The organism is Mycobacterium sp. 29Ha, assembly GCF_032883055.1.
GTDB lineage: Bacteria > Actinomycetota > Actinomycetes > Mycobacteriales > Mycobacteriaceae > Mycobacterium > Mycobacterium gallinarum.
Map to the genome: position 1 here is coordinate 21,817 of NZ_JAMQTI010000040.1, position 20,829 is coordinate 42,645.

19 protein-coding genes are annotated in these 20,829 nt (G+C 66.4%); 8 read left to right on the top strand and 11 right to left on the bottom strand.

Annotated elements, in window-relative coordinates; all coding sequences use genetic code 11:
* The first annotated feature begins 2 nt into the window (after positions 1–2).
* The 4 genes from lipB to M1248_RS31590 are packed head-to-tail and all read left to right on the top strand — an operon-like array spanning position 3 to position 4,298.
* A complete protein-coding gene (lipB, locus tag M1248_RS31575; RefSeq protein ID WP_163729332.1) occupies positions 3–695 on the top strand; it encodes a lipoyl(octanoyl) transferase LipB in 693 nt (230 codons plus the stop codon).
* Complete coding sequence (gene lipA / locus M1248_RS31580; protein WP_163729334.1) at positions 692–1,693, top strand: lipoyl synthase; 1,002 nt, start codon at positions 692–694, stop codon at positions 1,691–1,693. The genes lipB and lipA overlap by 4 nt, the downstream gene beginning before the upstream one ends.
* A gap of 4 nt (positions 1,694–1,697) precedes the next feature.
* Positions 1,698–2,450: a DUF4191 domain-containing protein gene (locus tag M1248_RS31585; protein ID WP_083125426.1), complete on the top strand. Its 753-nt coding sequence runs from the start codon at positions 1,698–1,700 to the stop codon at positions 2,448–2,450.
* Between the two features lie 21 nt (positions 2,451–2,471).
* Positions 2,472–4,298 carry an amidohydrolase gene (locus M1248_RS31590; protein ID WP_317150731.1) on the top strand — a complete coding sequence of 609 codons (1,827 nt, stop codon included), beginning with the start codon at positions 2,472–2,474 and terminating at the stop codon, positions 4,296–4,298.
* Between the two features lie 4 nt (positions 4,299–4,302).
* Here M1248_RS31590 and M1248_RS31595 read toward each other — a convergent pair whose 3' ends face one another.
* A complete protein-coding gene (locus M1248_RS31595) occupies positions 4,303–4,785 on the bottom strand; it encodes an RDD family protein (protein WP_163729338.1) in 483 nt (160 codons plus the stop codon).
* A 118-nt stretch (positions 4,786–4,903) separates the two neighbouring features.
* Between M1248_RS31595 and glnA (M1248_RS31600) the strand changes: the two genes are divergently transcribed.
* Positions 4,904–6,340: a type I glutamate--ammonia ligase gene (glnA, locus tag M1248_RS31600; protein ID WP_163729340.1), complete on the top strand. Its 1,437-nt coding sequence runs from the start codon at positions 4,904–4,906 to the stop codon at positions 6,338–6,340.
* Positions 6,341–6,450: 110 nt separating this feature from the next.
* Positions 6,451–6,990 carry a DoxX family protein gene (locus M1248_RS31605; protein WP_163729342.1) on the top strand — a complete coding sequence of 180 codons (540 nt, stop codon included), beginning with the start codon at positions 6,451–6,453 and terminating at the stop codon, positions 6,988–6,990.
* On the opposite strand, the gene M1248_RS31610 is transcribed toward M1248_RS31605, so the two are convergent.
* The 7 genes from M1248_RS31610 to M1248_RS31640 all read right to left on the bottom strand — a co-directional run bounded on the left by M1248_RS31610 (position 6,987) and on the right by M1248_RS31640 (position 16,305).
* Positions 6,987–7,844 (bottom strand): TIGR03619 family F420-dependent LLM class oxidoreductase, encoded by an 858-nt coding sequence (locus M1248_RS31610; RefSeq protein ID WP_317150732.1) that lies wholly within the window; start codon positions 7,842–7,844, stop codon positions 6,987–6,989. The two genes, M1248_RS31605 and M1248_RS31610, sit on opposite strands and share 4 nt — an antisense overlap.
* Complete coding sequence (locus tag M1248_RS31615) at positions 7,841–8,470, bottom strand: PaaI family thioesterase (RefSeq protein ID WP_163737282.1); 630 nt, start codon at positions 8,468–8,470, stop codon at positions 7,841–7,843. The genes M1248_RS31610 and M1248_RS31615 overlap by 4 nt, the downstream gene beginning before the upstream one ends.
* A 2-nt stretch (positions 8,471–8,472) precedes the next feature.
* Positions 8,473–11,433, bottom strand: coding sequence for a bifunctional [glutamine synthetase] adenylyltransferase/[glutamine synthetase]-adenylyl-L-tyrosine phosphorylase (locus M1248_RS31620; protein WP_163729346.1), 2,961 nt, complete (start codon positions 11,431–11,433; stop codon positions 8,473–8,475).
* Positions 11,434–11,478: 45 nt separating this feature from the next.
* Complete coding sequence (glnA, locus tag M1248_RS31625) at positions 11,479–12,819, bottom strand: type I glutamate--ammonia ligase (RefSeq protein WP_163729348.1); 1,341 nt, start codon at positions 12,817–12,819, stop codon at positions 11,479–11,481.
* A 100-nt stretch (positions 12,820–12,919) separates the two neighbouring features.
* On the bottom strand, positions 12,920–13,360 hold the full coding sequence (locus tag M1248_RS31630) for a GNAT family N-acetyltransferase (RefSeq protein ID WP_232076530.1): 441 nt from the start codon (positions 13,358–13,360) through the stop codon (positions 12,920–12,922).
* Complete coding sequence (locus tag M1248_RS31635; protein ID WP_317150733.1) at positions 13,357–14,868, bottom strand: alpha/beta hydrolase; 1,512 nt, start codon at positions 14,866–14,868, stop codon at positions 13,357–13,359. Before M1248_RS31635 ends, M1248_RS31630 begins: the two co-directional genes overlap by 4 nt.
* Before the next feature lie 45 nt (positions 14,869–14,913).
* Positions 14,914–16,305 carry a wax ester/triacylglycerol synthase family O-acyltransferase gene (locus M1248_RS31640; protein WP_317150734.1) on the bottom strand — a complete coding sequence of 464 codons (1,392 nt, stop codon included), beginning with the start codon at positions 16,303–16,305 and terminating at the stop codon, positions 14,914–14,916.
* Positions 16,306–16,462: 157 nt separating this feature from the next.
* On the opposite strand from M1248_RS31640, the gene panB reads away from it, so the two are divergent.
* Complete coding sequence (panB, locus tag M1248_RS31645) at positions 16,463–17,299, top strand: 3-methyl-2-oxobutanoate hydroxymethyltransferase (protein WP_317150735.1); 837 nt, start codon at positions 16,463–16,465, stop codon at positions 17,297–17,299.
* A gap of 86 nt (positions 17,300–17,385) precedes the next feature.
* Here the strand turns inward: panB and M1248_RS31650 are convergent, their stop codons facing one another.
* Positions 17,386–18,165 carry an enoyl-CoA hydratase/isomerase family protein gene (locus M1248_RS31650; RefSeq protein ID WP_317150736.1) on the bottom strand — a complete coding sequence of 260 codons (780 nt, stop codon included), beginning with the start codon at positions 18,163–18,165 and terminating at the stop codon, positions 17,386–17,388.
* Between the two features lie 85 nt (positions 18,166–18,250).
* Between M1248_RS31650 and M1248_RS31655 the strand changes: the two genes are divergently transcribed.
* A complete protein-coding gene (locus M1248_RS31655; RefSeq protein ID WP_317150737.1) occupies positions 18,251–19,720 on the top strand; it encodes a CYTH and CHAD domain-containing protein in 1,470 nt (489 codons plus the stop codon).
* Positions 19,721–19,730: 10 nt separating this feature from the next.
* Here M1248_RS31655 and M1248_RS31660 read toward each other — a convergent pair whose 3' ends face one another.
* Both M1248_RS31660 and M1248_RS31665 read right to left on the bottom strand, forming a co-directional pair.
* Positions 19,731–19,937, bottom strand: a complete 207-nt coding sequence (locus tag M1248_RS31660; protein WP_317150738.1) for a sigma factor-like helix-turn-helix DNA-binding protein — start codon at positions 19,935–19,937, stop codon at positions 19,731–19,733.
* A complete protein-coding gene (locus M1248_RS31665; RefSeq protein WP_163729363.1) occupies positions 19,934–20,605 on the bottom strand; it encodes a GntR family transcriptional regulator in 672 nt (223 codons plus the stop codon). Before M1248_RS31665 ends, M1248_RS31660 begins: the two co-directional genes overlap by 4 nt.
* Positions 20,606–20,829: the final 224 nt, after the last annotated feature.

A 20,829-nucleotide genomic window follows, 5' to 3' on the forward strand; every position in this document is an offset into this window, starting at 1 on the left:
ACATGGCGCCAGTGTCCATTCGGTCGGTGACGACACCCATCGACGTGCAACGACTCGGCACCGTCGACTATCGGCAGGCGTGGCAGCTGCAGCGCGAGCTGGCCGACGCACGCGTCGCAGGCGGCCCCGACACACTGCTGCTGCTCGAACACCCGTCGGTCTACACGGCGGGCAAGCGCACCCTGCCCAGTGAAAGACCCGGCACGCCCGACGTTCCCGTCATCGATACCGACCGCGGCGGCAAGATCACCTGGCACGGTCCCGGACAGTTGGTGGGCTATCCGGTGATCGGACTGGCCGAGCCTTTGGACGTGGTGAATTTTGTTCGGCGCCTTGAGGAGTCGCTCATCACGGTGTGCGCTGACCTCGGCTTGGAGACCTGCAGGATCGAGGGCCGCTCCGGCGTGTGGGTGCGTGGGTCTTCCTCGAGATCGGCTGCCGCTCCGGCCCGCAAGGTGGCCGCCGTCGGTATCCGGGTGTCGCGATCGACGACACTGCACGGGTTCGCGCTGAACTGCGATTGCGACCTGTCCGCGTTCTCGGCGATCGTGCCGTGTGGCATCTCCGATGCCGGGGTCACCTCGTTGACCGCCGAGTTGGGCCGGCAGATCCGGGTCGCCGACGTCATCGAGCCGGTAGCCGCGGCCGTCGATGCCGCCCTCGACGGCCGCCTGTCGGTAGCATTGACGCAGTGACAACCGCTCCTGGGTCCAACGTCGCCGGCCATGCCGCTCCGGAGGGCCGAAAGCTGCTGCGTCTCGAGGTGCGCAACGCCGAGACGCCGATCGAGCGTAAGCCGCCGTGGATCAAGACCCGAGCCAGGATGGGCCCGGAGTACAAGGAGCTCAAGGCGCTGGTTCGCCGCGAGGGCTTGCACACCGTCTGCGAGGAGGCGGGCTGCCCCAACATCTTCGAATGCTGGGAGGACCGGGAGGCCACCTTCCTCATCGGCGGCGAGCAGTGCACCCGGCGTTGCGACTTCTGCCAGATCGACACCGGCAAACCCGCCGAACTCGACCGTGACGAGCCGCGCCGCGTCGCCGAAAGCGTGCAGGCGATGGGACTGCGTTATTCGACGGTCACCGGGGTGGCCCGCGACGACCTTCCCGACGGCGGAGCCTGGCTGTACGCCGAGACGGTCCGCGCCATCAAGCAACTGAACCCGAACACGGGCGTGGAGTTGCTGATCCCCGATTTCAACGCCGATCCGCAACTGCTGGCTCAGGTGTTTCAAGCACGGCCAGAAGTGTTGGCCCACAACGTCGAAACGGTGCCCCGCATCTTCAAGCGGATCCGGCCGGGCTTCCGCTACGAACGCAGCCTTTCGGTGCTGACCGCGGCGCGCGCCGCCGGTCTGGTCACCAAGTCCAACCTGATCCTCGGCATGGGCGAGACACCGGACGAGGTGCGCGCGGCATTGACCGATCTGCACGAGGCGGGCTGCGACCTCGTCACCATCACGCAGTACCTGCGTCCGTCGGTGCGCCATCACCCCGTCGAGCGCTGGGTCAAGCCCGAGGAGTTCGTCGAGCACGAGGGCTTCGCCACCGAGCTCGGCTTCGCCGGTGTGCTCGCCGGCCCGCTGGTGCGGTCGTCGTACCGCGCCGGACGCCTCTATGCACAGGCCGTCGCGGCAAGGCCCGCGAAGCCTTCCGGAGCCGCCTCGGCGGCGACATCGCAGTCCGTATCCTGAACAAATGGCAAAACCCCGCAACACCGCCGCGAACAAGGCGGCCAAGGCCGAAGCCAAGGCGGCCCGGAAGGCAGCCTCCAAGCAGCGCCGCAGCCAGCTGTGGCAGGCCTTCCAGATTCAGCGCAAAGAGGACAAGCGGCTCTTGCCCTACATGATCGGCGCGTTCGTGCTGATCGTGGCGGCCTCGGTGGCCCTCGGAATCTTCGCCGGCGGGTTCACCACGTACCTGATGATTCCGCTGGGCGTGGTGCTTGGAGCGCTCGTCGCGTTCATCATCTTCGGCCGCCGGGCGCAGAAGTCGGTGTACCGCAAGGCCGAAGGGCAGACTGGTGCGGCGGCGTGGGCGCTGGACAATCTGCGCGGCAAGTGGCGGGTCACTCCCGGCGTCGCGGCCACCGGTCATTTCGACGCGGTGCACCGGGTGATCGGACGTCCCGGCGTGATCTTCGTGGGTGAGGGTTCGGCGTCGCGGGTCAAGCCGCTGCTGGCTCAGGAGAAGAAACGCACCGCGCGCCTGGTGGGCGACGTCCCGATCTACGACATCGTGATCGGCAACGGCGAGGACGAGGTTCCGCTCGCCAAGCTCGAACGCCACCTCAACAAGCTGCCCGCGAACATCACCGTCAAGCAGATGGACTCACTGGAGTCGCGGCTGGCGGCGCTCGGCAGCAAGATCGGACCAGCCGCGATGCCGAAGGGCCCGTTGCCGGCACAGGCCAAGATGCGCGGCGTGCAACGCACTGTCCGAAGGAAGTGATACCGGTCCGGGGGGAAACAGGTGTGCACTGCGTGCGATTGGGCACCGCACTTCGCTGCCTTCGGTCGGACTAGTCGCACACACCTGACGCGTCGCACGCTGCTGACGGCCGCCGCCGTCACGGTCGCGGTGACAGCGGCCAGCGCGTGTACGGTCCAGCCCGGGTCCGAGGCCCCGCAGACGTCGGCCGGCGGCGATCCTGATCACGCCGACTTCGTGTTCCGCAACGGCCCGATCTACACCGTGTCGACCGCGGCGCCATGGGCCGAGGCCGTCGCCGTCACCGGCAACGCGATCAGCTACGTCGGCGACGAAGCGGGCGCGATGGCACTTGCCGGACCGGACACCAAGGTCATCGATCTGGCGGGCCGACTGCTCATGCCCGGGTTCGTGGAGGGCCACATCCACCCGTTTCTCGGGGCATTCCTGACCACCGGCGTCGACCTGCAGGTGCCGACCGGAGCCGACGCATTGGCCGCAATCGCCCAGTACGCCAAGGACCACCCCGAGGGCCCGGTGCGTGGATTCGGTTGGCGCGTAGACATGTTCGGCCCCGAGGGGCCGACCCGCGCCCACCTCGACAAGGTCCTGCCGGACCGTCCCGGCTTCTTCTTCGCCATCGACGGGCACAGCCTGTGGGCCAACAGCAAGGCGCTGGAGACGGCGGGCATCACCCGCGAATCCGAGGACCCCATCCCCGGATTCAGCTACTACGTCCGCGACGAGAACGGCGAACCGACCGGCTACGTCCTCGAAGTCAATGCCGTGCTCGGTCTGGTCAACGCGATCGAGCCGATCTCCCCCGAGACCATGGGAAAGCTCATGGAGGCGTGGCTGCCGAAGGCTTCGGCGGCGGGCATCACGTCGGTGTTCGACGCGGGTGTGCCACCCATCGGTGACGACCAGGGCGCGTTGATCGAGCTCTATGCCGCCACCGAGTCCAGGGGCGCGTTACCGTTCCGCGTCGTCGCGTCCTACAGCGTCAAATCGCCACCGGTCGACGACGCGGCCGCCAAGTTGACCGACATCCGCGACCGGATCTCGACCGAGCTGGTCCAGGTCGGCGCCGTCAAGATCATCGGTGACGGTACGCAGGGCGGATACACGGCGTGGCTGATCGACCCGTACGCGGACAAACCCGACTCCGCGGGGGCGTCGCCGTTCAGCGAAGACCAGTGGCATCAACTGATCGGCGGAGTCGACGCCGCGGGATTCGACGTGCACGTCCATGCGTGTGGTGAACGGACCGCACGCGTCGCGCTGGATTCCATCGAGCGGGCCATCGCGGCGAACCCGCCCCGGGACCGCCGACACACTGTCGCGCATCTGGTCTATGTTCAGGACCCCGACAACCAGCGGTTCGGCAAGCTCGGAGTCGTCGCCCAGTTCTCCGCGAACTGGATGTCCGCCGACCCGGACACCGTGGTGAACATGGCGGCCCGGTACGGCAAGCCCCGCCAGGATCTGATGTACCGCGCGCGGGACGTGTTGGAGACCGGCGGCCGCATCTCGTTCGGCACCGACTGGCCGGCGGCGGGGTACTACTCGACCTACAAACCGCTGGATTCAATACAGCTCGGGGTGACACGGCAATTGATCGGCGACCCCGACGCCGAAGTGCTGCCACCTGCCGACCAGCGGCTGTCAGTCGAGGAGGCGGTGCACTCCAACACGCTGGGTGCCGCCTACCAGATCCGGTTGGACGACAAGGTGGGCTCGCTCGAGGTCGGCAAGCTCGCCGACATGATCGTTCTCGACAAGAACATCCTCGAGGTCGATCCGCACGACATTCACCAGGCCCGGGTCACGATGACCATGATGAACGGCGAGATCCGTCACCAGGTCTGAGGCATCAGCGCTTGACGACCGCCGTGCCCGTGAAGCGGTCCTGGTAGCCGCGCAGATCGCTGTCGGTGAACAGCGCCGGGATGACGAAGAACACCAGGATCCCGCGTACGGTCGCGCGGCCGAGGCCGACGTGAATCCGATTGTCGATGGAGGCCACCCGCACGCCGAGTGCCAGCTGACCCGGAGTGAAGCCGAACAGGCGCACGGAGATGATGCCGAGCACGACCCAGACCACGGCGATGGAGGTGGATCCCAGCGGGGTGTAGAGGAAGGTCTGCTGGTTCATCAGACCGACCGCGACGAGAAGACCGACCAGCCCGTACGCAATGAACCAATCGATCAGCAACGCGGCGATGCGCCTGCCGAAGCCGGCGATCGATCCGGGACCGGACGGAGGCAGGCCGAGGCGCTGACCGGGGTATTCGTTGGCTCCTGATTCGCCGCTCGGGTCCGAACCCGACAGCCAGGACCCCAGGGGACGGGTCATACTGTCAGGATATGCGCTGCGGCATTGCGTAACTTCGGCGCAACATGAGGTTGATGACGGTGCAACATCCTGTCCATAGCGTCAACGCGCGGGTTACCAGATATAAGGAGAGTTCTCAGTGGCAGATAAGACGGCTGACGACGTCATCAAGCTGATCAAGGATGAGGAAGTCGAATACGTCGACATCCGGTTCTGCGATCTGCCCGGCGTGGTCCAGCACTTCTCGATCCCGGCGTCCGCGTTCGACGAGAGCGTTTTCGAGGACGGTTTGGCCTTCGACGGTTCGTCGGTGCGCGGCTTCCAGTCGATCCACGAATCCGACATGATGCTGTTGCCCGACCCCGAGACGGCGCGCATCGATCCGTTCCGTGCCGCCAAGACGGTGAACCTCAACTTCTTCGTGCACGATCCGTTCACCCGCGAGGCGTACTCGCGCGACCCGCGCAACGTGGCCCGCAAGGCGGAGAACTACCTCGCCAGCACCGGAATCGCCGACACCGCCTACTTCGGCGCCGAGGCCGAGTTCTACATCTTCGACTCCGTAAGCTTCGACTCGAAGATGAACGGCACGTTCTACGAGATCGACTCCGAGGCCGGCTGGTGGAACTCCGGCGAGCCGTTCGAGGCCGATGGATCCCCCAACCGCGGTTACAAGGTGCGCCCCAAGGGCGGCTATTTCCCCGTCGCACCGTACGACCACTACGTCGACCTGCGCGATCAGATCACGACCAATCTGCAGAACGCGGGCTTCGAGATCGAACGCGGCCACCACGAGGTGGGCACCGCCGGGCAGGCCGAGATCAACTACAAGTTCAACACGCTGCTGCACGCGGCCGACGACCTGCTGCTGTTCAAGTACATCGTGAAGAACACCGCATGGGCCGCCGGTAAGACGGTGACCTTCATGCCCAAGCCGCTGTTCGGTGACAACGGGTCCGGCATGCACGCCCACCAGTCGCTGTGGAAGGACGGCCAGCCGCTGTTCCACGACGAGTCGGGTTACGCGGGCCTTTCGGACACCGCGCGCCACTACATCGGCGGCATCTTGCACCACGCGCCGTCGCTGCTGGCGTTCACCAACCCGACGGTGAACTCCTACAAACGTCTGGTCCCAGGCTATGAAGCCCCGATCAACCTGGTGTACAGCCAGCGCAATCGGTCGGCCGCGGTGCGTATCCCGATCACCGGCAACAACCCGAAGGCCAAGCGTCTCGAGTTCCGCGCCCCCGACAGCTCGGGCAACCCGTACCTGGCGTTCGCGGCGATGATGATGGCCGGCCTGGACGGCATCAAGAAGAAGATCGAGCCACAGGCGCCAGTCGACAAGGACCTCTACGAGTTGCCGCCGGACGAGGCCGCCAGCATCCCGCAGGCTCCGACATCGCTATCCGCGGTGATCGACAAGCTCGAAGAGGATCACGAATACCTCACCGAGGGTGGAGTTTTCACCGAGGACCTGATCGAGACCTGGATCTCCTACAAGCGGGAGAACGAGATCATGCCCGTGCAGATCCGTCCTCACCCCTACGAGATCGCCCTTTACTACGACGTTTAGTCGGCTCGCAACAAGGAGCTCTGACCGAAGGGCCGGTGGCGTTTGCGCCGCCGGCCCTTTGGGCATTCAGCTGTGAAAATCCTGTCCGTCCTCACGTAGGGTTGCAGCACATGACGACCAATCTGGACGCACGTCTCGCCAGCTACTCCTCACCCGTCTTGAGCCTTTTCCGCATCGTCTTCGGCCTGATGTTCATGATGCACGGCACGCAGAAGCTGTTCGACTGGCCGATCGCTGCGCCCGCGCCGATAGAAACGGGCTCCTTCCCGTACTGGTGGGCCGGCCTAATCGAACTGGTCCTGGGTATCCTGATCACCCTCGGGCTGTTCACTCGAATCGCGGCATTCATCGCCTCTGGGGAGATGGCATTCGCGTACTTCTATGCACACTGGCCCATCCTCAAGGGCGATGCGACTCAACCGTTCTGGCCGATCGCCAATGGCGGTGAACTGGCCGTCCTGTACTGCTTCGGCTTCCTGCTGCTCGCCACCACGGGAGGCGGCGCCTGGGCCGTCGACAGCCGCCGTCGCGCCCGCGGCGGAGGTGTGGCGCCGAACCGTGTGGTCACCGGAACCGCCGCGCCGGCAGGTCATGCAACCGGTGCGCCCGTCCGCCGCGGCGGACTGCTCAGCCGATTCCGCCGCCGCTAGTCCAGCGCCATGTCCTTGCGGAACTTGCGCATACCGTCGATCTTCTCGTCGAGGGTGGCCAGCGGCCCCGAGTAGAACATCCACGGCATCGTGATGATCCCGTCGATTCCGCCCGCCTGCGCGCGGTCGTAGTGCTCGGGGGTGAACGCATCGGTCAGCGGCGTGATCACGACGAAGTCGTCGATCGACAATCCCTGCGCGGCCCGCATCTCGCGTAGCTTTTCCACACGTATCAGCGCCTGGTCGGTACTGATCAGGTCGCCGATCCAGCCGTCGTGTTTCGCGGCGCGACGCAGTGCGATGTCGGAGAGACCACCGACGTAGATCGGAATGGGCGGTGGCGTCGGCTCCATCTCCAGCCGCGGGGTCTGGTAGAACTCGCCGTCGAACTCGGTCCAGCCCGGCTTCCAGAGCTCCTTCATCAGCGCGAGCATCTCGTCGGTGCGCTTACCGCGACGGGCGAACTGCTGCCCCATGAGGGTGAACTCTTCCTCGCACCAGCCGACGCCAATGCCGAGTTCCAACCGTCCACCGGCCAACAATGCCGACGTGCCAATCGATTTCGCCGCCGAGTACGGGTCACGCATCGCGGGCAGGTAGACGGTCGTCACGAAACGCAGCCGCGTCGTCACCATGGCGAGGGCGCCGATCAGCACCCAGGGGTCCGGCCAGTCGGTGAAGGCTTCCCACCGCCGCTTGCCGTCCTTGGTATACGGATACGGCGTCTTCAGCGTCTCGAGGTTGATCACATGGTCTGGGATGCCCAGACCGTCGTAGCCCAGATCATCGGCGGCCTTGGCGACCTCGACGACTTCGCCGGTGTCGAGGAAGGCAGCGCTCACATAGATCTTCATCCGGCGTCACGCGCCCACGCCGGGCGAATGAACACGCCTTCCGCCTCGACCGTCGGGCCGTCGGCATCCTTCAAATAGCCTCGGGCGAAAGTCTTCACACCCTCGGACCGCTCTACAAAAGCCTCCGCGCGCAACGGCCCCAGCGGCGTGCCACGCAGATACCGCAGTGAGATCGTGCCGGTGAACTTCGGCTGGGTCAGCCCCTCGCTGGCCGCCTCGCCGAGCAGGTGGTCGAGCACCAGGGCGCAGATGCCGCCGTGCACCCATCCCGGTGGCCCCTCGTAGGCGCCGCTCAGGGTGAATTCGCTCCAGCACTGTCCATCGTCCTCGTGGTGGATGATCATCGGTGGCGCGATCGCATTCCGCAGTCCCACAGCGGGATTGGCCCACGCCAGCGGCCGCCCGGTGGCCTCGTGCCGCAGCGTCGACGTGACGGCGCGCTTCTTGCTTTCGAGCAGCGCGGTCAACGCGTCGATCTTGTCCTGGGCGTCGCGCACGGTGTCCTCGTCGACCTCGGTATGCAAACCGGCGTCGATGAGCCTGCGCACCGATTCCGTCAGCGGTCCGTAGAGCGCGCGTTGGCGCTCGTACTCCGCATCGCTGATCACGTCGAACCCGAAGTCCATGCTCACTCGCCGAACACCTTTCGTACCACTGCTTTTGCCCTACGCGTGACACGTAAGTAGTTGTCGAGGAACTCGCCGCCGTCGTCGCTCTTCCAGCCGGCGGCCAGCGCCACCGCATTGAGCTGACGTCCCGGCCCCGGAAGCTGATCGGTCGCCTTCCCGCGCACCAGCACCAGCGCATTGCGCGCCCGCGTCGCGGTCAGCCAGGCCTGCCGAAGCAGTTCGACATCGCCCTCGGCGATCAGCTCGGCCGCGCCGATCGCGTTGAGTGCCTCGAGCGTCGAAGTGTTGTGCAGCGCAGGAACTTTGTGGGCGTACCGCAGCTGTATCAGCTGCACTGTCCACTCGATGTCGGCGAGTCCGCCGCGGCCGAGCTTGGTGTGCGTATTCGGGTCGGCGCCGCGCGGCAGTCGTTCGGCATCTATGCGCGCCTTGATGCGCCGGATCTCCTGGACCGCCTGCTGCGAGACACCGCCCGCGGGATACCGCGTCTTGTCGATCATCAACAGGAAGCGCTCCCCTAGATCGGGATCGCCGGCCACCCGGTGCGCGCGCAGCAGCGCCTGCACCTCCCACGTCTGCGCGTACTTCTCGTAGTAGGCCTCATAGGAGGCAAGCGTTCTCACCAACGGACCGCTGCGGCCCTCGGGTCGCAGGTTGGCGTCGACCTCCAACGGCGGATCCGCGGACGGCGTGCCGAGCAGCGTGCGCACCTTCTCCGCCACCGACACCGACCACTTGACCGCGACCGACTCCTCGAAGCCCGCGTTCGGTTCACACACGAACATCACGTCGGCGTCCGACCCGTAGCCCAATTCGGCGCCACCGAGACGGCCCATCCCGATCACGGCGATACGCGCGGGCGCGCCGTCTTCGCCCGTGTTGTCCCGGATCACCGCCTCCAGCGCGGCCTGCAGTACGGCCACCCACACCGACGTCAGCGCCTGGCACACGTCGGTCACCTCGAGCATGCCCAGCAGGTCGGCCGACGCGATGCGAGCCAGCTCGCGCCTGCGCAGGGTGCGTGCCGCGGCGATGGCCCGCACCGGGTCGGCATGGCGCCCCGCCGAGGCGACAAGCGCTCGGCCGACCCCTTCCGGCTCGACTTCGCACAGCTTGGGTCCGCTGGGGCCGTCAGCATAGAGCTGGATGACCTCAGGGGCCCTCATCAGCAGTTCGGGCACATAGGCCGAGGTGCCCAGCACTTGCATCAGCCGCTTGGCCACCGCACCCTCGTCGCGAAGTGTCGACAGGTACCACCGCGCGTCGGACAGCGCCTCGCTGATCCGCCGGTACGACAGCAGACCGGCGTCGGGGTCGGGCGTATCCGACAGCCAGTCCAGCAGCGTCGGCAGCAACACCCGCTGCACCTGCCCGCGGCGGCCGCCCTCGCCCGTCAGCGCCCTCAGATGGGTCAGCGCGCTCTGCGGCCCCTCATAGCCGAGCGCGGCCAGCTGACGCTCGGCGGCGTCGGCACTGAGTCCCTCCGGAATCCCGAAGGCGCCAACCGATTCCAGCAGCGGCTGATAGAACAGCTTGGCGTGCAGCCGCGATACCCGCATGCTCTGCCGCTTCAGCTCTTCGCGCAGCACGCCGAGAGCATCGTGGGTGCCGTCGGGGCGAATGTGTGCGGCCCGCGCCAGCCAGCGCAGCGCCTCGTCGTCGTCATCCTCGGGGAGGATGTGCGTGCGCTTGAGCCGTTGGAGCTGCAGTCGGTGTTCGAGCAGCCGCAGGAACTCATATGACGCGGTCAGGTTCGCTGTGTCGTCGCGGCCGATGTAGCCGCCGTTGCCGAGCGCGGCCAGCGCGTTGACCGTCGACGCCACGTGCAGCGATTCGTCGTGGCGGCCGTGGACGAGCTGCAGCAGCTGGACCGCGAACTCGACGTCACGCAGCCCGCCGGGGCCGAGTTTGATCTCGCGGGTCCGCATGCCTGCCGGCACGTTGTCGATGACGCGACGGCGCATCGCCTGCACCTCGGTGACGAAGTCTTCCCGCTCGCACGCCGTCCACACCATCGGCATCAAAGCGTCGATGTACTGCTTGCCGAGCTCGGCGTCGCCGACGGCGGGTCGCGCCTTCATCAACGCCTGGAACTCCCACGTCTTGGCCCAGCGCTGGTAGTAGGCGACATGCGAGTCCAGCGTGCGAACCAACTGGCCGCGTTTGCCCTCCGGACGTAGCGCGGCGTCCACTTCGAAGAACGCATCACCCGCGAAGCGCATCATCTCGCCGGCCACCCGGGTCGCGATCGCGAGCTGGTCCGCCGAGCCCTCCGCCACGAAGATCACGTCGACATCGCTGACGTAGTTCAGCTCGCGCGCACCGCACTTGCCCATCGCGATGACGGCCAGCCGTGGCATCTCGCCGCCCACCGACTTGTGCGCAACGGCCAACGCTGCGCCGAGCGCCGCGTCGGCAAGGTCGGACAGATGCTCACCAACCGTCGTGAACGGCAGGACGGCTTCGTTTTCCACGGTCGAAGCCAGGTCCAGACCCGAAAGCACCAGCAGCCGGTCGCGGTACAGGCTTTGCAGCGGTTGCAGCGCATCCCTTGTGTCCGTTGCCTTTTCGGCGAGATCACCGAAGATCGCGCGCAACTCCTCGGCCGACGGCAACGTCACCCGTCCGGCCAACAGCTTCCAGCTCTCGGGGTGGGCGACAAGGTGGTCGCCGAGCGCCAGCGACGACCCGAGCACGCTGAACAGCCGGCCGCGCAGACCGCGGTCGGTCAGCAGTTGCTGATTGAGTTCGCTCCAGCCGTCGCCCAATGCGTCGACCAAACGGACCATCGCGGCGAGCGCGGTGTCGGCATCCGGTGCGCGCGACAACGACCACAACAACTCGACGTGGGAATCGGTGTTCCAACCCAGCCGATCGAGGTCGGCGGGCGCCGAGGGTTCGACCAGCCCAAGGCGTCCCACGCTGGGCAGCTTCGGTCGCTGCGTCGCAGGTTTGGCCACGGCTCGACGTTAGCGCACCAGCTCCAGGGGCTGGATTACAGACGGCTACAGCGACAAGTACGTCTTGAGCTCGAACGGCGTGACGTGGCTGCGGTAGTTCTCCCACTCGGCGCGCTTGTTGCGCAGGAAGTAGTCGAACACATGCTCCCCCAACGCTTCTGCGACCAGTTCGGAGTTCTCCATCTCGCCCAGCGCCACACCGAGGCTGCCCGGCAGCTCCTTGTAGCCCATCGCGCGGCGTTCCTCGGGGGTGAGGTTCCAGACGTTGTCCTCGGCCTGGGGGCCCAACACGTAGTTTTTCTCGATGCCGCGCAGCCCCGCGGCGAGCAGGACGGCGAAGGTCAGATACGGGTTGCACGCCGAGTCGGGGCTGCGCACCTCGACGCGTCGCGACGATGCCTTGCGCGGTGTGTACATCGGGACCCGCACGAGCGCCGAGCGGTTGGCCGCTCCCCAGCTCGCCGCGGTCGGCGCCTCGCCGCCGTGGACGAGCCGCTTGTAGGAGTTCACCCACTGATTGGTGACGGCGCTGATCTCGTTGGCGTGTTCGAGGATGCCCGCGATGAACGACTTGGCGACATCGGACAGCTGCAACACGTCATCGGGGCTGTGGAAGGCGTTGTTCTCGCCCTCGAACAAACTCATGTGGGTGTGCATTGCCGAGCCGGGATGTTCGGAGTACGGCTTGGGCATGAACGTGGCCCGCACCCCGTCGCCGAGCGCGACCTCCTTGACGACGTAGCGGAAGGTCATCACGTTGTCGGCCATCGACAGCGCATCGGCGTAGCGCAGGTCGATCTCCTGCTGGCCCGGTGCGCCCTCGTGGTGGCTGAACTCGACCGAGATGCCCATCTGCTCGAGTGCGTCGATGGCGTGGCGGCGGAAGTTCGGCGCGGCGTCGTGCACGGCCTGGTCGAAGTAGCCGCCGTTGTCGGCGGGGACGGGCACGCTGCCGTCGTACTCACCCGGCTTGAGGAGGAAGAACTCGATCTCGGGGTGCACGTAGCAGGAGAAGCCGAGGTCGCTGGCCTTGGACAGCTGGCGGCGCAGCACGTGGCGCGAGTCCGCCCACGAGGGTGAACCGTCGGGCATCGTGATGTCGCAGAACATGCGAGCCGAGTGGTGGTCGCCGGCACTGGACGTCCACGGCAGCACCTGGAAGGTGGACGGATCGGGCCGTGCCACCATGTCGGCCTCGGAAACCCGGGCGAAGCCTTCGATCGCCGAACCGTCGAAGCCGATGCCCTCCTCGAACGCGCCTTCGAGTTCGGCGGGTGCGATGGCGACCGATTTGAGGTATCCGAGCACATCGGTGAACCACAACCGGACGAAGCGGATATCGCGTTCTTCCAGCGTGCGCAGCACGAATTCCTTCTGCCGGTCCATGTCCGCAGGGTATGCGCCGGCTGTTAAATCTGTGTTACGGCGATGAGCGCTTGCGCGAAGAGCAGGTAAATCGGGCGGGTTCGATCAGCAGTGCGTACGGTCAGGCGTCGAGTTCGTAGCTCAGCCAGGTCGACTTCGACGCGCCGATTCCGTCGTAGAGCCGCTGCGCCGTCGCGTTGTCCGGGGCCGTCTCCCACACCAACTTCTCGGCACCGCGGTCGCGGCACAGCTGCAGACCCCGCTCGATCAGCGCCCGGCCGGTGCCGGTGCCACGCGCCGCCGACTCCACGTACAGATCGTTGAGCACGCCGACGCGTGCGGCGTACAACGTCTGCCAGGTCCAGTAGATCGTCGCGAACCCCAGCGGTGTCCCGTCGACGCGCGCGATCAGCTGCACACCCTCGTCTGGGTTGTCGATCAGCGCGTTCGACAGGGCCAGCAGCCGCTCATCGGACGGATCCACGCGATAGAAGTCGCAATAGCCGCGCATCATCGGTAACAGCTCCGGCAGATCCGAAACCGTGACACCGGTGATGTTCACTCGCAACGGACGCCCTCCGGCGGGACCGTGAGATCGACCAGGTATTTCGCCGCGATGTCGTCGATGCAGCCCTCGCCCTGGAAGCCCACCGTGTGCTGAGTGCCGACGAAGGTGACCAGCGTGCCGCCCAGCTGACGCGCCAGGTCGACGCCCGCCTCGTACGGGGTGGCGGGGTCGTTGGTCGTCGAGATCACCAGGATCGGCGGTAGCCCGTCGACCTTGATCTCGTGCGGTTCGGTCGTCGGAGGGACGGGCCAGAACGCGCAGGTGCCGAGCGGAGCGTGCCCGGTGAACTCGCCATAGCTCATGAACGGCGCCGCTTCACGGGCCCGCCGGTCCTCCTCGACGGCCTTGGCGCGGTCGGTCACCGCCGGCTTGTCGACGCAGTTGACCGCCACGCGGACGTCGGTCGAGTTGTTGTAGTGGCCGTTCTCGTCGCGGCCCATGTAGAGATCGGACAGCGCCAGCATCGTGTCGCCCTCCCCCTGCTTGATCTCCTTGAGGGCCTGGGTGAGGTGGCGCCACAGATTCGGCGAGTACAGCGGCAGGATGGTGCCGACGATCGCGTCGGAGTAGCTCAGCCCGCGCGGATCACGCGTCTTCAACGGGTCTTCCACCAGCGGGTCGACCATGCTGCGGTAGACGTCGACCGCCTTGGCGGGATCGGTGCCCAGCGGGCAGTCCGCGTCCTTGGCGCAGTCGGCGGCGTAGTCGTTGAACGCTGTCTGGAATGCCTTGGCCTGGCGAATGTTGGCCTCGGTGGGATCGGCGTTGGGGTCGATGGCGCCGTCGAGGATCATCGCGCGCACCTTGTCCGGATAGGCCTCCGCGTACAGCGCGCCGATGCGGGTGCCATACGAGTAGCCGAGATAGTTCAGCTTCTCGTCGCCGAGCGCCTCCCGCATCGCGTCGAGATCCTTGACGACACTGGCAGTTCCGACGTTGGCAAGGAATTCGTCGCCCATCTTGTCGACGCAGCGCTGAACGAACGCCTTGGTTTCGGACTCGATGTGCTCGACACCCTCGGGCGTGTAGTCCACCTGAGGGTCGGCGCGGAGCCGGTCGTTGTCGGCGTCAGAGTTGCACCACACTGCGGGCGTGGAGGCGGCCACGCCGCGCGGGTCGAAGCCGACCAGATCGAATCGTTGGCGGACGCTGTCGGGCAGCAGCCCGACCATGCTGGTCGCCGCCGCGACACCCGACTCGCCAGGACCGCCGGGGTTGACGATCAGGGAGCCGATCTTGTCTCCGGTCGCCTTGAACCGGATCATCGCCAGCCGCGCGACCTCGCCGTCAGGCTCGGCCCAGTTCACGGGAACCGACAACATGCCGCACTCGGCACCGACGGGGGCCGGTTCGCCGTCGGAGGACGAGTTCTCGCACTCCCCCCATTCGATCGGCGTTCCCGGCGGGGGCACGGCGACCATGCCGCGGCCCTCGACCAAGTTCGTGCAACCGGCGACCAGCAACATCAACGCCGTCACTTGGACGCCGATCTTCAGGCTCATGGCACCACATGCTGCCATGACCGCACATCCGCGCTGGCTAGGCGGCTATCGCGTGGCGCTGAGCAACTCGTCGAGGGCGGCCTTGAAGTCGTCGGCCATGTCCCACAGATCGGGCAGCAACTCCGGGCATGACACGATCCCGACGTTCAGTTTGCCGGCCAACGACATCACCGTGATGTTGAGGCCGGAGCCGTGGAAAATCGGCCCCAGCGGATACATGGCGTCCACCTCGCAGCCCAGGTAGTACAGCGGAACCTGCGGGCCGGGGACGTTGGAGACGACGAGGTTGTGCACCGGCCTGGCCCCGCTCAGCCGACTGGCGGCGTAGACCCGCATCGCGACACCGAAAACCGCGGGCGCCGCGAACTGGGTCCAGTCCTGCAGCAGGGTCGCCCCGATCGCCGAACTGTGTTGTTTGGCAACCGAATTCGAGTCGGCGATGGATTTCAGTCGCTCCGCTGGGTCCTCGATCTGAGTCTCAAGCTTGGAGAACATGCCCGACACCTGGTTGCGGCCGGGCCGGTCCGACTTGTCGTGCACCGACACCGGCACCATGGCGACCAACGAGTTCTCCGGCAAATCACCGCGATCGTCGAGGAACTTGCGCAGCACACCGGACACCAGCGCCATCACCACGTCGTTGACCTTGACCCCGAAGTGGTTCTTGACGGTCTTGATGTCTTCGAGGTCCAGCTGCGCGAACGCCACGTTGCGATGTCCGGTGACGTTGCTGTTCCAGGCGGTCTTGGGAGCGACGAACGGGGCCGTCATGGCGTTGCCCCCGCGGGCGCGGCGGGCGGTGTCCACGACCGTCGACAGGGTCGACGGAAGCGCATTGATCAACTTGAGCGGCCGGGTGGCGTACTTGACCGCGCCGGAGACCGCGATCTCGAGGGAGCTCGCATCGCCAGGACCGTCCACCGGATCGGGCGGCGGAGCATCGGCTTCGGTGCTGCACAGCTGCGACATCAGGTTGGCCCCCGAGACCCCGTCGACACCGGAGTGGTGGACCTTCGTCATCACGACGATGCGCCCGCCGTCCTGCGGGTCGGTGCCCTCGACGTTCTCGATCACCCACTTCTCCCACAGCGGCCGGCTGCGGTCGAGTTGCAGCGAGGCGATGTGCCCACAGATCTCGGCCAATTCGCGGCGACCGCCCGGGGCGGGCAAACCGATGCGGTGCAGGTGCCGGTCGACGTCAAAATCCCTGTCCTCCACCCACACTGGATGGTCGAGGTTGAACCTGCTGTCGGCGAGCTTCTCCCGGAATTGCGGCATCGCCTTGATCCTCAGGTCGAACGCGTCGCGGAAACGGTCGAAGGTGTACCCGCCCGGCATGGTCGACGTGTCCAGCTCGAGGATCGAACACACATGCAGCGGTTGCTGCGCGGTCTCGAGATACAGGAAACTGGCGTCGAGTCCGCTTAACCGTTGCATGCCGCCGATGTTAGGCCGGGCTGAGCCCGGTGTGAGGAAATCCACTCAACGCGCCTTTCAACTTCGGCGCCCGAAGTGGCAGACTGAACAGGTCAGACGAACCCGGGGACCCGGATGGGCCTCGAGGATCGACCCGACCAACCCGTGAGGGACAACGATGTCTGAGCAGATTGTCTATGGCGCTGCCGCGGAGAAGCCGCGGACGAAGGTCCGTACCCTTCACCTCCAGAAATGGAAGTCAGAAGGCCACAAGTGGGCCATGCTGACGGCCTACGACTTCTCCACCGCCCGCATTTTCGACGATGCAGGCATTCCGGTCCTGCTGGTCGGCGATTCGGCGGCCAACGTGGTGTACGGCTACGACACCACGGTGCCGGTGACTCCCGACGAGCTCATCCCGCTGGTCCGCGGCGTCGTCCGCGGCGCGTCGCACGCACTGGTGGTCGCCGACCTGCCGTTCGGCAGCTATGAGGCGGGCCCGCAGCAGGCTCTTGCCACGGCCACCCGGTTCATGAAGGAGACCGGTGCGGGTGCGGTCAAACTCGAGGGTGGCGAGCGCGTCGCCGATCAGATCGCGACCCTGACCCAGGCCGGCATCCCCGTGGTCGCGCACATCGGGTTCACCCCGCAGAGCGTCAACGGCCTGGGCGGGTTCCGCGTCCAGGGCCGCGGCGACGGCGCCGAGCAGACCGTCCACGACGCGATCGCCGTGCAGGAAGCCGGGGCCATCGCCGTGGTGCTCGAAATGGTTCCCGCTGAACTGGCCACTCAGATCACCGGCAAGCTGACCATTCCCACCATCGGCATCGGAGCCGGACCCAACTGCGATGCGCAGGTGCTGGTGTGGCAGGACATGGCCGGCATGACGAGCGGTAAGACCGCAAAGTTCGTCAAACGCTTCGGCGATGTGGGTGCCGAATTGAGCCGCGCCGCAACGCAGTATGCCGACGAGGTCGCGAGCGGGACGTTCCCCGCCGAAGAGCACTCCTTCTAATTTTTCACCCGCGAACGTGGGTTACCCGCACGCATCTACACAGATTCGCGTGTTACAAGTCCACACTCGGCGCGCAGGCTCGCGAGCTAGGAGAACTCCGGCTTCCGCTTGGCCATGAAGGCATCGACGCCTTCGCGGCCGTCGGCGGAGTTGGCACGTTCGGCGATCAGCCGGCTCTCGAATTCCATCTGCTCCTCGAGACCGCTGCTGAACGTCGACAGCATCAGTGCCTTCACGGAGCCGTTGGACCCGGCGCAGGTGGCCGCCATTTTTTCGGCCAGCGCGTCGGCACGCGCGGCCAATTGATCGTCGGGCACCACCTCGGTGATCAGACCCCACTGTGCGGCGTCCTGAGCCGAGAGAGTGCGATTGGTCAGCATCAGTTCCTTGGTCTTGGTGATGCCGATGAGCCGCGGCAGGAAGTACGACGAGCTGCCGTCCGGCGAGAGCCCCACCTTGGTGTAGGCCATCGTGAACGACGCCGACTCCGCGGCAAGGACGAGATCGCCCGTCACCGCGATCGAGAAGCCTGCTCCGGCGGCGGTGCCGTTGACCGCGGTGATGAGCACGGCGTCCATCCGCGAGAAGCTCGAGATGGCGCGATGCAGATCGTTCGCGACGCCCTTGATGTGCAGGCCCCTGTCGGGCGCAGGCGCAAAGGACTTCAGATCGCCTCCGGCGCAGAAGAAGCGACCCGAACCGGTGAGCACGACGACCTTCGTCGCGGCGGTGTCGCAGCGCCGCGCGGCATCGGCGAGCTCGCGAGTCATGGTGTCGTTCATCCCGTTTGCGGCGTCGGGACGGTTCAGGGTGATCCGGGTGATGGCACCGGACGGCTCGAATTTGATCGTCTCGTAGTCGGTCACCCCTGGACCTTATCGCCGCTGTCCAACTGCTCAACCTCTCCCCCGGCCTCCTCGTTTACCTGAATGTGGCAGTCTTGCCCGCACCATGGGCAAATCCACTTCGAGCTATCTGGAGGTCGAGCGCAAGTTCGACGTCGTCGACTCCACCGTCTCCCCGTCATTCGACGGGCTCTCGGCGGTCGCGTCGGTGAAGCGTTCTCCCGTGCAGCAACTCGACGCCGTCTACTTCGACACCCCCAACCGCGACCTGGCCGCGCACCGCATCACGTTGCGCCGGCGCACCGGCGGCCCCGACGCCGGATGGCACCTCAAGTTGCCCGCAGGTGCCGACGCCCGCACCGAGGTGCGGGAGCCGCTGGACAGCTCGGGCGACGACGTGCCGGAGGCGCTGCGCGACGTCGTGTTGGCCATCGTGCGGGACCGGCCGTTGGCTCCCGTGGCGCGGATCTCGACCGAGCGCACCGTCGACATGCTCTACGGACGTGACGGCGTGGCGCTCGCGGAGTTCTGCGATGACCAGGTCACCGCCTCTGCCGGGCTGGACGGCGCGGAACAACGGTGGCGCGAATGGGAGCTCGAGCTCGCCGAGGGCGGCGATCGAGAACTGCTGGAGCGGCTCGCGAACAGGCTCCTGGATGCCGGCGCGGTACCTGCCGGGCACGGTTCCAAGCTGGCCCGGGTACTCGAATCGACGGCCGAGTCCGAGCCGTCGGAGCTGCCGGACGATCCGATCCACCGGGCGGTGGCCGGACATGTCGACGAGTTGCTGGAGTGGGATCGGGCGGTTCGCGCCGATGTCTACGACTCCGTACACCAGATGCGGGTCACGACACGCAAGATCCGCAGTCTGTTGCAGTCGTCCGAGGACGCGTTCGGGATCACCGACGACGCCTGGATCCTCGACGAACTGCGCCAGCTGGCGTCCGTGCTGGGTGTGGCGCGCGACGCCGAGGTGCTCGCCGAGAAGTACGAGAAAGCACTCGACGAACTGCCCGCGGAATTGATCCGCGGTCCGGTGCGCGAGCGACTGGTCGACGGCGCGAAGAAGCGCTACTCCGCGGGGCACCGGCGATCGCTGATCGCGATGCGCTCCGATCGGTACTTCCGGCTGCTCGATGCTCTCGAGGCGTTGGTGGCCACCCCCCCGCCACCGCCGGCGCCCGGTGACGAAGAGCCCACAACGCTGACCATCGACGCCGCGTACAAGAAGGTCCGTAAAGCGGCCAAGGCAGCGGACACCGCCGAGTCCGACGCCGAGCGGGACGAAGCTTTGCACCGAATTCGTAAGCGCGCCAAACGACTTCGGTATACGGCGTCGGCGACGGGTGACGACAAGGTGTCCGACCGCGCGAAGGCCATTCAGTCGTTGCTCGGCGATCATCAGGACAGCGTCGTCAGCCGGAATCACCTCAGCAAGGAGGCCGCCGTCGCGCACGCCGCCGGCGAGGACACCTTCACCTACGGGGTGCTCTATCAGCTTGAAGCCGAAGTCGCACGTCGAGCCGAGGAGAGCCTCGGCGCCGCACTGAAGAAGCTGAGAAAGTCCGTTCGCTAGGAGTCGTGACTCAGACGGTTGCGTGGACTCCGTGCAGAATGCGGCGCAGCTCGAGCATCGCGTCGTGCAGCTCGGTACGCACGGCGGGTTCGGTGGTGCAGTACTCGGAGGCGATCTGCGCGGTGGAGCGCCCGAGGTAGTACGCCCGGTAGATGAGCTCGCGGTGCGGAATCGACAGCATCGCCATGGCCTGTCGAATCACCTTGCCGTCGGTCACGGCGAAAGCACCGCGTGCGGGTCGAGCACCGAGGGATGGTCGACGATGTAGTCGAGTATGTGGTCGTGCGCCTTCGCGAGGTGGTCGCCGATGAGACGCGCCGTGGTGGCGGCATCCCCGCGTTCGACGGCGGCCAGTATCTCCGCATGCTCGCTCCCGATGTGCCCGGTCTGACCGATCACCTCGAGGTGCAGGTACACGTAGCGATCGGTCAAGCGCCGCAAGTGCTCGATCAGTTCGATCGTGCGCGGGCGGTTGGACCGGCGGTAGACCGCGGCGTGGAATTCGGTGTTGGCCGCGAGCCAGGTGCGCGCATCGGTTGGCTCTGACATGATCGCCAGCTGCCTTCGCATGTAGATGATGTCGGCGCGGCCGACGTGTGGGACGGCGATGGCGGTGGTCTTCGGCTCGATCGACAGCCGCAGGTCGTACAGCTCCTGCAGTTCCTCGATCGACATGCGGGTGACGATCGCGGTGGCGTTGGACAGCGGCTGCACCAGGCCTTCGCTGGCGAGCAGCGCCAACGCGTCGCGCACCGGGATCCGGCTGACGCCGAACCGTTCGGCGAGGCCGACCTGGGCGAGCTTGGCGCCGGGCGCGACGTCCCCGTGCAGGATCTCGGCCCTGAGCTGTGCGGCGATGCGTGCTGCGGAACTTTCGGATGCCATCGCGGTGTCCTGTCTACGATCTTGAGTTCTTGTATACAGATGCTGGCTGTGAGGTCCCATGGAAAGAGGATGAGTTGGCCTGTAAGCCGGATTCTGTTCCGCACCGTAGGGCGTGCGCGGTCATGGGTTGGTCCCCGAAAATACCTGCGAAAAGTCGACGTCCTTCGATCGCGTTGACTCATCAGAAATGCGCGCGAAACGGTGATTCGTTGCCTCATCAGAAA

Excerpts from the sequence above, each read along its gene's own strand:
- M1248_RS31640 (WP_317150734.1), bottom strand. The coding sequence starts at position 16,305 with ATGCAACGGTTAAGCGGACTCGACGCCAGTTTCCTGTATCTCGAGACC.
- M1248_RS31605 (WP_163729342.1), top strand. The coding sequence starts at position 6,451 with ATGACGACCAATCTGGACGCACGTCTCGCCAGCTACTCCTCACCCGTC.
- M1248_RS31585 (WP_083125426.1), top strand. The coding sequence starts at position 1,698 with ATGGCAAAACCCCGCAACACCGCCGCGAACAAGGCGGCCAAGGCCGAA.
- M1248_RS31635 (WP_317150733.1), bottom strand. The coding sequence starts at position 14,868 with ATGAGCCTGAAGATCGGCGTCCAAGTGACGGCGTTGATGTTGCTGGTC.
- glnA (WP_163729348.1), bottom strand. The coding sequence starts at position 12,819 with ATGGACCGGCAGAAGGAATTCGTGCTGCGCACGCTGGAAGAACGCGAT.
- M1248_RS31610 (WP_317150732.1), bottom strand. The coding sequence starts at position 7,844 with ATGAAGATCTATGTGAGCGCTGCCTTCCTCGACACCGGCGAAGTCGTC.
- M1248_RS31615 (WP_163737282.1), bottom strand. The coding sequence starts at position 8,470 with ATGGACTTCGGGTTCGACGTGATCAGCGATGCGGAGTACGAGCGCCAA.
- lipB (WP_163729332.1), top strand. The coding sequence starts at position 3 with ATGGCGCCAGTGTCCATTCGGTCGGTGACGACACCCATCGACGTGCAA.
- M1248_RS31655 (WP_317150737.1), top strand. The coding sequence starts at position 18,251 with ATGGGCAAATCCACTTCGAGCTATCTGGAGGTCGAGCGCAAGTTCGAC.
- panB (WP_317150735.1), top strand. The coding sequence starts at position 16,463 with ATGTCTGAGCAGATTGTCTATGGCGCTGCCGCGGAGAAGCCGCGGACG.
- M1248_RS31595 (WP_163729338.1), bottom strand. The coding sequence starts at position 4,785 with ATGACCCGTCCCCTGGGGTCCTGGCTGTCGGGTTCGGACCCGAGCGGC.
- M1248_RS31665 (WP_163729363.1), bottom strand. The coding sequence starts at position 20,605 with ATGGCATCCGAAAGTTCCGCAGCACGCATCGCCGCACAGCTCAGGGCC.